This is a genomic window from Paraglaciecola hydrolytica, assembly GCF_001565895.1.
Lineage (GTDB): Bacteria > Pseudomonadota > Gammaproteobacteria > Enterobacterales > Alteromonadaceae > Paraglaciecola > Paraglaciecola hydrolytica.
On record NZ_LSNE01000002.1, the window covers coordinates 365,554 to 377,908 of the forward strand.

The following is a 12,355-nucleotide window of genomic DNA, read 5'->3' on the forward strand; positions in this document are numbered from 1 at the left end:
TACTCGCTCATAAAAACGCGCTATTTTGCCATTTTGTTGTTGCTGTGCATTGGCCTTTGCGACTGGTGTAGACTTTATCTTGGTGGAAAGCAGGGGGATCAAGGTTTGCGAAATCAACAAGGAGGCAAACAACGAAATACATATGGCGATGGCCACATGCTCTAAAAAGATAGTGACATTGACTTTAGCCCCAACGATATTGGGTAAAAATACAATTGCCGTGGTTACCGTACCGGCAATCACAGCTAGGCTCACTTTACCTACACCGGCTTTAGTGGCAGCGATGGCATCAGGATTATGTTCTTTTTCTTGGCTGATACTTTCGGTAACAACCACGGCATTGTCGACCAACATACCCACTGCCAGCATCAATCCCATCATCGACAATATGTTGATGGAGTAACCCATAAAATACATACAGCCTAAAGTGATGCAGATAGAAAAGGGCACTGACAGCACCACTAACAAGGTGCTGGTGATATTACGTAAAAAAGCATAGAGCACTAACAAGGATAACAATGAACCGAGCAAACCCGCGCTAAGTAAATCAGATAGCGACGAGGTAACACTTTCTGCCTCGTTTTCCATGATGTACAGGTTAATACCGTTAAAGGCGGGGTTTTCGTTGGCATCGTTGATCACTGCCATAACACGGTCGGCGACTTCCACCATATTGCTGTTTGATTCACGGTAAATATTAAAACCCACAGCATAGGATTGGTCTAAATGGCGACCTTCGGTACGTTTTGGTGTTTCAAATTTGATCTCGGCAATATCACTTAATCTGACATTGGGTTTAATCACTAAGTCGCGAATTTCGTCGAGCTCCTTAAATTCACCTTGTGGGTTAACCATGATTTTTTGGCCATAGTCTTGGTCGATAAAATGTCCGGCACTCATCGAAAAATTGACTTTACGCAAGGTTGCGGCCAATTCATTGGTGCTCACTTGCAGAGCCGACATCAGTTCTGAATCAAGGCGTATGGATACTTGTTTTTTGGTGACCCCATAAAGCTCAACCTTAGACACTCCGGCCACCCGTTCGATGGGCATTTTTAAATTGCGATCGAGTAAGTCGTAGGCACTCGATAAGTCTCGCTCGCTGGATACCCGCAACGAAAATATCGGCATATCACTGGTATTAAACTGATAGACCAAGATTCGCTCAACATCAGTAGGTAGTAAGTTGCGGATAGCATCGATTTTTTCACGAGCCTCTATGCCTTTAGCTTTAAGGTTGTCATCCCAGGCAAACTCAAGTTGGATCTCCGCACCATTTTCGGTGGAGTTTGAGCGTAAACGTTTGATACCCGACATGGTCGCTAAGGCTTCTTCCACCGGACGGGTGATCATTTTTTCCACTTCGGCCGGTGTTGCATCCTGATAAGGAACTTGAATGGCAATTTCCGGAATGTCGATGCTGGGGAATTTCTCCAAGGGCAACAATTGGCTGGATAACAGCCCAAAGGCCAACATGGAAAAAAAGAACATACACACGGTCACCGGCCGACGAATGGCAAAATCCGCTAAGGCCGAGCCTGCACTTTCAAACTTATCCATGAACTGTCTCCCCATTTGCTCGAGTGTTGTTTACTACTGAAGCGTTGACGATTGGAGCGGCAATAAAATGTTTGCGATCAAACAAACTGTAAATCACTGGGATAAAAAACAAAGTTAGTAGAGTGGCAAAAGACAAACCAAAGATCACCGTAATAGCCATGGGGGCCCGTATTTCTGAGCCTTCACCTAAGCCAATCGCCATGGGTAATAAACCTAAAGACGTGGTTAGGGTGGTCATCAATATGGGGCGCAAACGGCTTTGGGCGGAAGCCATAATCGCCTCAGCTTTTTCTAAGCCTTCAGCGCGTAACTGATTAATACGGTCAATCAACACAATGGCGTTATTCACCACGATACCGGCCAACATAATCAATCCAATAAACACCACCACACTGATATTGGTTGAAGTGATATACAAACCATAAATAGAGCCTGCACAGGCTAATGGCACGGTAAACAGGATAAGTAGGGGGTGTAACAATGATTCAAACTGCGAAGCCATCACCAAATAGACCAAAAATATCGCCAGTGCTAAGGCAAATTTAAGCGAGGTGAAACTGTTTTCCATTTCTTCACTTTGGCCCGTAACTCGCGCTTGCATGTTCAATGGTAGTTTAAGTGTTTTTATGTGCTTTTTGGCCTCAATAACCGCGTCGTTTAAGTCACCATGGTTTAAATTCATGGTTAATAACGCGACTCGTTGTTGGCCTACACGGGTGATTTCGCTGGGGCCCACCGACATCATAATGTCTGCTACAGCGTTTAAAGGGATGGCTTGGTCGGCGCCTGGGTTAACGATAATCTGGCCAATATCAGAGACCGAATCTCGTTGTTGATGTTGAGTACGCACTAAAATATCCACTTTGCGGTCTAAAATACTGAACTTACTGGCTACTTCACCACCAATTTGTACCGCAACTAACTTAGCCACATCGGCAGCGTTTAAACCTAACTGACCTAACTTTGCATGATTAAAGGTAATTTTCAGCTCGGGATTACCACTTTGCAAACTGGATTTGACATCGGTGAAACGGCTGTCGTTATTCAGACTATTTTGCAGCTTTTGGCTATACAACATCAGCTCATCAAGATCGTAACCACTGATCTCAACCTCTAAAGGTGTGGCCATGGTAAATAAAGCAGGTTGACCAAATTTACTTTGCACACCAGCTTGTTGGGATAAAAAGCCGCGCATAAGATCCATTACCTGCTGGCTAGTTTGCGAGTCGCTACCTGGAGTCATCACCACGTTGAGTTTACCCCAGTATTCGCCGCCTTGACTGGCCGACGCATTCATTAAACTGCCACTACCAGCTAATGCATATGTGCGGCTTACGTTAGGCAAGGTCTCGGTATATCTGCCTAGTTCGGCAATAACGTGATCGGTAGATTCAAGTTGTGAACCACTGGGTAGGGTAATTTCAACGTAAAATTCTCCTTGCGCCATATCGGGGATTAATTCCATGCCAAGCTTAGGTAATAACAGAGCAGAGGCACCAGCGATAATAATCACCGCGGCTAATACTACTAAACGGGTTTTGAGCGCTAAAGCGAGGGCTAAGACATAGGCAGCTTCAAGCACATTAAAGCTAAGATCAAATACCCACAACACAGGTTTAAGTAAGTAACTCAATGCTTTACTAATCAAACGGAATAGGGTGATGACAACACTGGATATGGCAAGTGGCAGATAATAAAACACCACTTTAAGTAACATACGTAGCGGCCACACTAAATAATACAAGGCCCAACCTAACTTGCTGCTTGGCAGACTGCGTTCGGTAGCGGGACCAAGATCAAGGGGAGATTCTGGCGTGGCATCAGCGGATTTCTCACGGGCTGCCAGCATGGGGATCAAGCTCAAGGCTACTAACAGCGAGGCGCCTAAGGCAAAAGTCACGGTTAAGGCTTGGTCAGCAAATAACTGACCCGCTATACCTTCAACAAACACTAAGGGGAAAAACACCGCCATAGTGGTTAGTGTTGAGGCAACAATGGCCATGGATACTTCTTTAGTGCCCAAAGCCGCAGCGAGTTTAAAGTCTTTGGTTTGTTTTTTATGACGGTCGATATTTTCGAGCACCACAATGCTGTTATCTACCAGCAAACCAATGGCCAGGGCTATCCCCCCTAAACTCATGATGTTCAGGCTGATATCGTTGCCATACATCAAGTTAAAGGTGGCAATAATTGATACAGGGATGGAGATAGAAATGATCAGCGTAGGCCAGATGTTTTTCAAAAATAGATATAAAACAAACATGGCAAGTAGGCCGCCAATAATGGCCGCAGATTTAACTTCATCGATGGCACTGGCAATAAAACGACTTTGATCGTAAACCAGCTGCAATTGATAGTGTTTGGGGATCTCATCTTGTAATTGGCTGATGCGTAAGTTGATGTTTTTGGCAACTTCTACAGTATTGGCATCACCTTCTTTATAAATAGCAATTTCAACCCCTTCAAAACCACCAAAACGGTTCATGGAGGTGCGTTCTTTATAGGCATCCAATACGACTGCTACATCACCCAAACGAATGTTTTTGCCTTCGCGGTTGGCAATAAATAAATTGCGCATATCGTCTAAGGTTTGAAATTGATTGAGGCTGCGTACTAAAAATTCTTGGGAGCCATCTTCAACTCGTCCACCGGCGGTATTGACGTTTTCCTCTTTTAACCGTTTGATAATATCGTTGGCGCTGATGTTGAGCTGGCTGGTTTTATCTTGATCAATTAGTACCTGGATCTCATTTTCTAAACCACCTCCCACTTTAACTGAGGCAACCCCAGCAACAGATTCTAACTGGCGTTTAACTTGCTCTTCAGCGTATAAACGTAGGGCTTTAATGCCTTCAGCATCTAGGGTGACAGTTTCAATGGGCGCAATTGCTGTATTAGTTTTATCTTGCTCTGTTTGCTTAGCGATTTGTTCTACTGGCGCATTAATGCCTACAAAACCAAAACGCATAATGGGATCAAGACTTGGATTAAAACGCAGTAATACAGGTTTTTTGATGTCTAGTGGCAGTTGTAGGGTGTCGAGTTTTTCTCTGACCTCCAAACTGGCTAAGTCCATGTCAGTACCCCATTCAAACTCTAATAATACGTCTGACTGAGCGGCTTTAGAGGTTGAGGTTACCGTACGTACCCCTTTCACCACACCTATGCTTTCTTCAATGGGTTTTGATACTAACTGTTCAACTTCGGCTGGTGCCGCTCCCACATAGTCTGTGCGGATAGTGAGGGTAGGGTAAGATAATTCTGGTAATAAATTCAGGGCTAAACGTGACAGAGATACCATGCCAAATAGAATGATGGCTAAGGTAAACATCCACACTGTGACCGGGCGTTTAACCGCAATATCAACGATATTCATGTGGCTGTTCCTTAGCTTTTGGCTAATTGAGCAGGCGTTTTGCTCGCTTCGTCGTTGTGTTTGTTGTCAATGTCCAACGCGTCGTTATTAACCACTTCAATAGGCGCTTTATCACGTAAGTTATGATGGCCAGTGATGACCACTTGTTCGTTACCCACTAAACCACTGATGACTTCAACGAACTCACCTTCTTGATAACCCACTTGAATAGGAGTTTTGGTGGCTATACCGTCTTTAACTACAAATACATTCACGCTGTTATCAATGGCGAGTAGGGCTTTGCGGGGTAGCAAAATCACATTATCGCGGGTGTCGTAGTTGAGTTTTACTTGAGCAAACATACCGGCTTTTAATAGATGGTCGTGATTAGGCACACGCAAAGTCACTTTAAAGGTACCGGTTTTGGGATCGATTACTGGGCTTATTCTTTCGATCAGCGCATCAACGGGTTTTTCGCCAAAAGCGGTTAAGTCGAGTGTGGCTTTTTGTTCTTTGTGCACTCGAGCCAGTTCTTTTTCGGGTAAATAGACAATGCCGTATAACTCTTGTTGCTGGACGATATGAAACATTCTGGCCCGTTGAAATGACTCGGTTAAGTTACCCACTTTGGCATTACGTTCAGCGATAAAACCAGCAATAGGTGCGGTAATGGTGGCTTCTTTTAGATCTAACTCCGCCAAAGCTAACGTGGCTTTGGCACTTTGATATTGGGCGTTGAGTTTGTCAAAGGTATCGTCGCTCACCAGTTTTTGCGAATAGACCTTGTTGATTTTAGCAAGTTCTTTTTCGATACCCACTAAATCGGCTTTGGCGCGATCTAAATTAAGGTGGTAACGCTGAGGTTCGATTTGAGCGAGGACTTGACCTTTTTCAACATAGTCACCTTCTTCGACAAATATTTCTTCAATAATGCCCGAGGCTCTGGGTACAACAAAGGCTTCTTCTTTAGCTTCAAGTACGGCGGTGGTGGCGTAGTTAGCTGAAATACTACCGTGCCCGAGTGTGGCGACTTCTACTGGAACCGCAATCACGACCTCTTTTTTCTCGGCATCTACTATGGCTTCGGCGTCACCACAGGCGGTTAATACACTACTTGAAACAAGTATTGCACAAATAGCCAGTGCGCTGAGGCTAGGTTTAAATTTACGTGGTTCCATTAAAAGTCTCCTGATGTGGTGCTTAATTTGACTAAGTGAGTTACAAAATTAAGCTAAATATTATTATCAATAACGAATCTGCATTGACCGTGCCATAGAATTAAATGTTAATTAAAACAATGGCTTATTGTGTTTTGTGGTGAATTTACGCTGATGATAGCCAAAGGTTTTAGTGAAATTGACCAGAACTTGGTTTAAATCGTTAGATGTTTAAAAAAGGAGAAAAGAAAAACAAAAAAACAAAAAAACAAAAATAAAAAACCCTTTTTGCAAAGTGCCACGTTGATAGTGAGGTAAGAAGTTTAATGTATTCAATTTATTCCAACTGACTTAATCCAACACAAAAATAAGGCTTCATCATGCAAAATCAAAAATTAGCTCAATCTACTTCAGCCCCAGCACAATCAATTTACGGTTTTCGCCGCAGTCTTATTGCGTTAACCGTGTTTTCACTTTTAGGCACCGCCTGTAGCTCAGATATAAAACGTGAGGCACAAACTGAGCAAGAACAAGACATTATCGTATTGTCACGCCCAACAGCTCCCGTGGAGCTTGAGTTAATCAGAGCAGAAAAGCATAAAATGCTGCAAGCCGATGCAATGCAAAGCGCTCAGACTCGAATGAAAGTGATGGCCTCAGGCATGCAGATGCAAAACTTTGCCATGCCAGCACCACCCCAACAAAATACCGAGAACTATCAGCACCTGACTGAAAATGGCGTAAAAGCGGTTTGCAACGAGCCGGTTTCAACCTTTTCTATTGACGTAGACACTGGAAGTTATACCAATGTCAGACGTATGCTTAATCAGGGCGTATTGCCGCCTGCCGATGCAGTGCGTGTAGAAGAATTTATCAATTATTTTGACTATCACTACCCACTGCCCAAACTGGATACTCAACCTTTTAGCATTAATACCGATGTGGCGGTATCCCCTTGGAATAAAGATAAACACCTAGTACGTATAGCCTTAAAAGGCTATACGCCAGAGATTGATCAAACACTGGGTTCGAACTTAGTGTTTTTACTAGATGTATCGGGTTCTATGGATCAAGCCAATAAACTACCCTTGTTAATTCGCTCGCTCAATATGTTGACACAGCAGTTATCGTCCAAAGATACGGTTTCTATCGTGGTATACGCCGGTGCTTCAGGTGTGGTGTTAGAGCCAACTAAAGGCAACAATCGAGCTAAAATTGAGCAGGCTTTAATGCAACTTAAAGCAGGTGGCTCAACTAACGGCCAAGCAGGTATCGAATTGGCCTACAACATGGCTGAACAAGCTTTTATTAAAGGAGGGGTAAATCGCGTTTTATTGGCTACCGACGGTGATTTTAATGTTGGGCAAACGGATCATAAACAGCTAATTGAATTGATTAAACGTAAAAAAGAAAAAGGCATCGCCCTCACTACCTTAGGTTTTGGTCAAGGCAACTATAACGATCACTTGATGGAACAACTCGCCGATGCTGGCAATGGTAATTACGTCTATATCGATACTATCCATGAAGCACGTAAAGTGCTAGTGGACGAACTCAGTTCAACCCTTTTGACCATTGCCAAAGACGTAAAAATTCAGGTGGAATTTAACCCTGCGACGGTGGCCGAATACCGTTTAGTGGGTTATGAAAACCGCAAACTTAATCAAGAAGATTTTAACAATGATAAAGTGGATGCCGGTGAAATTGGTGCGGGGCACACGGTAACTGCTTTTTATGAAATCAGCCTGACTGACAGTAACAATCTCTATCTTGACCCTTTACGTTACGGGGCTCAAGCAGCCACTCGCAACATGGATGATAAGCACAACTTAGCCAATGAACTGGCTTTGGTTAAACTACGTTATAAACCCATTGATAGCGAAACGAGTTTGTTAGTCACACAAACTATTCAAAAACAGCAAATAACTGATTTTAATAGTCAATCTGACGATTTTCGCTTTGCCAGCGCTGTGTTAGGCTTTGCCCATAAACTTAAACAAAGTCATTATTTACAAGATATGGATTATGCACAATTGGTAAACATTGCTCAGCAGGCCAAAGGCAGTGACGACTTTGGTTACCGCGCAGAGTTTATCCAGTTAGTAAAAAGCGCAGACAGTCTGCAAGTAAACAATCAAACTGAAGTCTTACAAAAGCCAGAATTGATTGCCAACAGTGTTGTTCAGCCGCTCATACTGCAAGGCAAGATCAAACTTTTGGGATTAAATGCTAGCCACTAAAATTGACATTACGTTACTCAGCGATGAAGCCCTGATGCTGCAATATGCACAGGGCGATTTTGCCGCATTTGAACAACTTTATCTGCGCCATAAGGGCGGTTTATATCGTTATTTTTTGCGCCAATTAGCTGACAAAAGTTTGGCTGAAGATTTGTTTCAAGACATTTGGAGCAAAGTTATTACCAGTGCTGGGCAGTATCAAGCAAGTGCAAAATTTACTACTTGGTTCTACACCCTCGCACGCCATAAATTAGTTGATCAAGTTAGGCATTTAAAAGTGGTGGCTAAGGTGATTGAGGATAAAGCAGACGATGGGGTTGAGGCCGAGTTTGTAGTATCAGAGCATAACACTCAGAGTAATCCTGCTTACATACTTGAAAGTGACAAGGCAAAAGCAGCTCTAAAAGATTGCATCGCTTTTTTGCCCTTAGTTCAACGGGAATGTTTTTTACTGAAAGAAGAAGCAGGCCTGAGTGTAGATGCCATCGCTCACATCGTTGATGCCAATTTTGAAGCCTGTAAAAGCCGTTTACGTAAGGCTTATGACAGTTTACGCCAGTGCATCACCCGTAAAGTAGGGGCAGCAGTAATAGGGGGAAAAGTATTATGACAAATGAAGTTGAACAACTGCACCCTGAACAAGGCAAAATCTCTGAGTTATATCAAAGTTTAAAAGTCGAACAGCCCTCGTCCCAAGTGGATCAAAGCATATTGGCACAGGCGAGGTTACAAGTTAAACCACAAACCAGCGAAGTTAGGAAAAGTACGCAAACTGCTACACATCATAACAGAGCCTCAAAAAATTGGCGTCAATGGCAATGGCCAGTATCAGTTGCAGCGTCTGTATTGTTAGTTAGTGTGATTTTTATCAACCAATATCAGTTTTTTACTGCAAGTCAGCAGCTATATCCTGAAGCAATGCCTACGGAAATTGAAGCATTCAGCGCCCCACAATCAACTCAAGTTATGGCTGATAGCGCAACGTCTCAGGAATTTAATACAAATAGAATAGAAAGTGCACATCAAGCAGCTAGTGAAAAAGAAGCAATGTCAGTCCTGCGCAGTGCACAGTTTGATGCTGTACAAAGTGAGCAACAAAAAGCTAAAAAGGCCCAAAGTAAAATGCAAACCCTGGCCGAGCAACAAATCACAACCCAGATGGCTCCTGCGCCTGAGAAAGCACTTAATCAGCTTGTTACCGCGCAAATTGAACAGCTACAAAATAAACTTGTTGCCACGTACGCCTTGTTAGCTCACAGCAGAAAAAAGCAAGCTACTTTGTTTGACGACCAACAACGAGCTCAATTGAGTGATACTCATGGTTCAAACATGGATTCAATCACTCACGCTGAAAAGCAAGAACTGGAGTTGCAAGTGAGTGACTTACAAACAAAACTGTTGCAACAAATGCACAACAAACTGGCTATGCAGGCAGATTGGCAGGCACCTCAGGATTTAGTTGATTTACTGACCGAGCAGCAACAGGCACAATGGGCCAAGCACATTAATCAAGAGAGTAACGAGTGAAAATATGGGTTGATGCCGACGCCATACCGGCAGTGATAAAAGACATTATTTGTCGCGCTGCTGAGCGCAAACAAATCGAAACCATTTTTGTGGCTAATCAGTTTATTCGCACGCCACCGTCCAAGGTGATCCGCTCATTACAGGTTAGCAGTGGTTTTGATGTGGCCGATGATGAAATTGTTAAACGTGTAGAGCCCTTAGATTTGGTGATCACCAGTGATATTCCCTTGGCCGATGAAGTCATCACCAAGGGCGGTCAAGTATTAAGCTCTCGAGGTGAGTTAATGACCAAAGAAAACATCAAACAACGCCTCAATATCCGCGACTTTATGGACACCATGCGCGCCAGTGGCGAACAATCCGGTGGCCCACCACCCATGAATCAAGCCGACCGCCAGCAATTTGCTAATCATCTTGATCGTATACTGGCTAAAGTGAAATAGACATAATCAACTCTGACAGCCAGATGTTGGATTATAAAAATAACTGGGTAAATATTCAGTAGTGATGATTAACGCCGCCTATCTGCAAGATCTTAGTCTTTCGCCGCCTTTCACCAGATAATTTTTTGAATGTCATCGAAAACTTAAGCTATACAAATACTTATAAGTCATGTAAAAAATAGAGAAAATTAATATGCGGCCAAGTCCCGTGTTTAAACACGGCGAAGACAGGCTGATTAAACTGTTATGTGAGCAATTAAAGTCCGATTTTTCTTTTTAAAACAATGATTTAACTTGGTTTTTCTGGTTCTGTATATTAAAACAGTATTACAAGTTTAAATCATATGAAAAGAAAAACTAAGTCGGAATTTGACAGGGGCTATACTCTTTTCATTCCCCTTAAGACGGTTACTTGGCAGGTGTACAAGTTGGTGATTTGTAACACTCAGTCCAAGCAACCGTCTTAAGGTAATGTCACCCCCTATCAGGCTATATTTTTTCGCACTTTCAATCGCTATCCAACCTGAGTTATATTGATGAAAACAACAATCAATACAACCGAACTAAGGTTCAGGTTGTCACATAACAAGCGAAATCACAGGACGTCAAACGGCGACGCCTGTGTTTCATATCGTTATATTTTCCTTAAACTAACCATCAAGGATGAAAGATGAAACCTTACAAGAACATTCAAAGCAAGCATTTGGGATTCTTACTTTTTATTGCTAGAGCTACAGGGATAATCGGTTTATTCGTATTTATCTTTTCAATACTGATGTTTTGCCTAACTTTTGTTGGTGTCAGTATGGGGGCGATGTCGCTAGTGACTTTTTTACCAATGTCTATGGGCATCATTTTTTTCTCAGGACTGCTTGCAGTTTTAGTCGCATGGGAAGAAGGTTATCGTTTAAGGACGGAGCATATAGTTAACAGTGCGAAAATATAACAAGCCAAGCCAGTGGGAAATTTACTCGCTGAAAAACGCTCATAAATTCCCCTGCTTGGGGCGTTAGGGCAATCATGGAAATTGTACTTATTATTTTTGTATTAACAATTAAAGGCAGTTATGCGGAAAACGTAGAAGCTCCAGCGGACGGTTACAATGCCGATACCGTTCAATTTTTTATTGAATCTAATCAGGCTTGGCGTATTAAAACTTTTGCAATTGATCAAGACGTTCATGTTTATTCTCTTGGCATTCCTAACGAAACAATAGAAGAAAAAGTTATTGCAAGTACTGAGCGTAGCTACAGAGACGTTCTTGCTAAGAAATATATAATTCGCTCAAAAGCGGGAATAGACGGTATTAAGGTAGAATTGAAAAAGCTAAATCTTTCTCAAGATCTTGAAATTTCAAACAACGGCTTTGCATTTTGGGTACCAGCAAATACGCAATACAGAACCAAAACAAAACCAAAATAAATAGAGCCCTAACAAGGCGTTGCAACACGCGCCTTCGGCGCTGGACAGTTTGTAAGTCGCGCCTTTGCGGTTTTGCTTCGCAAAAGTATTCCACAAATTCACAACTTACAAACTGCCGTTGAACTTAACGTTATGCCTTAGTGAGTAGGTGCTCCGAACCATGAAACCAAGCGCTCCAGCAGAAATGCCGTTTACGCGAGATTCTGTACTACAGATGCTTACTTGGGGCGCAAACCCAGAGGCATCCCCATACTCGCACAGGCAGATCGCAGAATGGTGCGATAGGTTCTGGTGTCAGTATCTCGATGTTGATGCCGATCCAGAAATTGAGAGATTGCTCCCTGTTCTTACGGATGTGGAAACGCAGTGGGATCTCTATCTGGCAAACACATATACACTTGAAGAGCTTCGAGCCAAAGACTTTGAGGCCGAGCAAATGCCCAAGGAGTGGTTCAATGACTGGCTTTGGCAATTGGCATAACAAACGGCTGTTGTCGCCCCTTCGGGGCTGGGACGGCCTTTCCGCCGCTGCGCGGCTACAAGTCCGCCCCAAAGCCGGGCGTTATACGCTGGATATACATGGAAGCACTTAATAAAAAATTAGCTTTACTTTTGTGGGCTGAAACGGAAAACGGAGAGGATGATGTCGCT

General features: G+C 43.0%; 10 protein-coding genes. 7 read left to right on the forward strand and 3 right to left on the reverse strand.

The features are described 5' to 3' along the window. From AX660_RS02435 to AX660_RS02445, 3 genes are all read right to left on the reverse strand, one after another. A partial coding sequence (locus AX660_RS02435; RefSeq protein WP_131811753.1) for an efflux RND transporter permease subunit occupies nt 1–1,560 on the reverse strand: 1,560 nt, incomplete at its 3' end. After that, a complete protein-coding gene (locus AX660_RS02440) occupies nt 1,553–4,936 on the reverse strand; it encodes an efflux RND transporter permease subunit (protein ID WP_068371935.1) in 3,384 nt (1,127 codons plus the stop codon). The genes AX660_RS02435 and AX660_RS02440, both read right to left, overlap by 8 nt. Nucleotides 4,937–4,947: 11 nt before the next feature. After that, nucleotides 4,948–6,093, reverse strand: coding sequence for an efflux RND transporter periplasmic adaptor subunit (locus AX660_RS02445; RefSeq protein ID WP_068371938.1), 1,146 nt, complete (start codon nt 6,091–6,093; stop codon nt 4,948–4,950). 359 nt (nt 6,094–6,452) lie between these two features. Here AX660_RS02445 and AX660_RS02450 point away from each other — a divergent pair, with 359 nt between their 5' ends. The 7 genes from AX660_RS02450 to AX660_RS02480 all read left to right on the forward strand — a co-directional run bounded on the left by AX660_RS02450 (nt 6,453) and on the right by AX660_RS02480 (nt 12,185). Continuing rightward, the gene (locus tag AX660_RS02450; protein WP_068371940.1) at nt 6,453–8,312 is read left to right on the forward strand and encodes a vWA domain-containing protein; all 1,860 of its coding nucleotides are present in this window, start codon (nt 6,453–6,455) and stop codon (nt 8,310–8,312) included. Beyond that, complete coding sequence (locus AX660_RS02455; RefSeq protein WP_068371943.1) at nt 8,299–8,922, forward strand: sigma-70 family RNA polymerase sigma factor; 624 nt, start codon at nt 8,299–8,301, stop codon at nt 8,920–8,922. The genes AX660_RS02450 and AX660_RS02455 overlap by 14 nt, the downstream gene beginning before the upstream one ends. Next, nucleotides 8,919–9,839, forward strand: a complete 921-nt coding sequence (locus AX660_RS02460) for a hypothetical protein (protein WP_068371946.1) — start codon at nt 8,919–8,921, stop codon at nt 9,837–9,839. The genes AX660_RS02455 and AX660_RS02460 overlap by 4 nt, the downstream gene beginning before the upstream one ends. Next, nucleotides 9,836–10,282 carry a YaiI/YqxD family protein gene (locus tag AX660_RS02465; protein ID WP_068371948.1) on the forward strand — a complete coding sequence of 149 codons (447 nt, stop codon included), beginning with the start codon at nt 9,836–9,838 and terminating at the stop codon, nt 10,280–10,282. The genes AX660_RS02460 and AX660_RS02465 overlap by 4 nt, the downstream gene beginning before the upstream one ends. Before the next feature lie 670 nt (nt 10,283–10,952). Next, on the forward strand, nt 10,953–11,228 hold the full coding sequence (locus tag AX660_RS02470) for a hypothetical protein (RefSeq protein ID WP_068371951.1): 276 nt from the start codon (nt 10,953–10,955) through the stop codon (nt 11,226–11,228). Nucleotides 11,229–11,302: 74 nt separating this feature from the next. Next, complete coding sequence (locus tag AX660_RS02475) at nt 11,303–11,704, forward strand: hypothetical protein (protein WP_068371954.1); 402 nt, start codon at nt 11,303–11,305, stop codon at nt 11,702–11,704. 160 nt (nt 11,705–11,864) lie between these two features. After that, nucleotides 11,865–12,185, forward strand: a complete 321-nt coding sequence (locus AX660_RS02480; RefSeq protein WP_068371957.1) for a hypothetical protein — start codon at nt 11,865–11,867, stop codon at nt 12,183–12,185. The last annotated feature ends 170 nt before the right edge of the window (nt 12,186–12,355 follow it).

Coding starts and splice junctions, on each gene's coding strand:
- AX660_RS02445 (WP_068371938.1), bottom strand. CDS start 6,093: ATGGAACCACGTAAATTTAAACCTAGCCTCAGCGCACTGGCTATTTGT.
- AX660_RS02470 (WP_068371951.1), top strand. CDS start 10,953: ATGAAACCTTACAAGAACATTCAAAGCAAGCATTTGGGATTCTTACTT.
- AX660_RS02455 (WP_068371943.1), top strand. CDS start 8,299: ATGCTAGCCACTAAAATTGACATTACGTTACTCAGCGATGAAGCCCTG.
- AX660_RS02460 (WP_068371946.1), top strand. CDS start 8,919: ATGACAAATGAAGTTGAACAACTGCACCCTGAACAAGGCAAAATCTCT.
- AX660_RS02475 (WP_068371954.1), top strand. CDS start 11,303: ATGGAAATTGTACTTATTATTTTTGTATTAACAATTAAAGGCAGTTAT.
- AX660_RS02480 (WP_068371957.1), top strand. CDS start 11,865: ATGAAACCAAGCGCTCCAGCAGAAATGCCGTTTACGCGAGATTCTGTA.
- AX660_RS02440 (WP_068371935.1), bottom strand. CDS start 4,936: ATGAATATCGTTGATATTGCGGTTAAACGCCCGGTCACAGTGTGGATG.
- AX660_RS02450 (WP_068371940.1), top strand. CDS start 6,453: ATGCAAAATCAAAAATTAGCTCAATCTACTTCAGCCCCAGCACAATCA.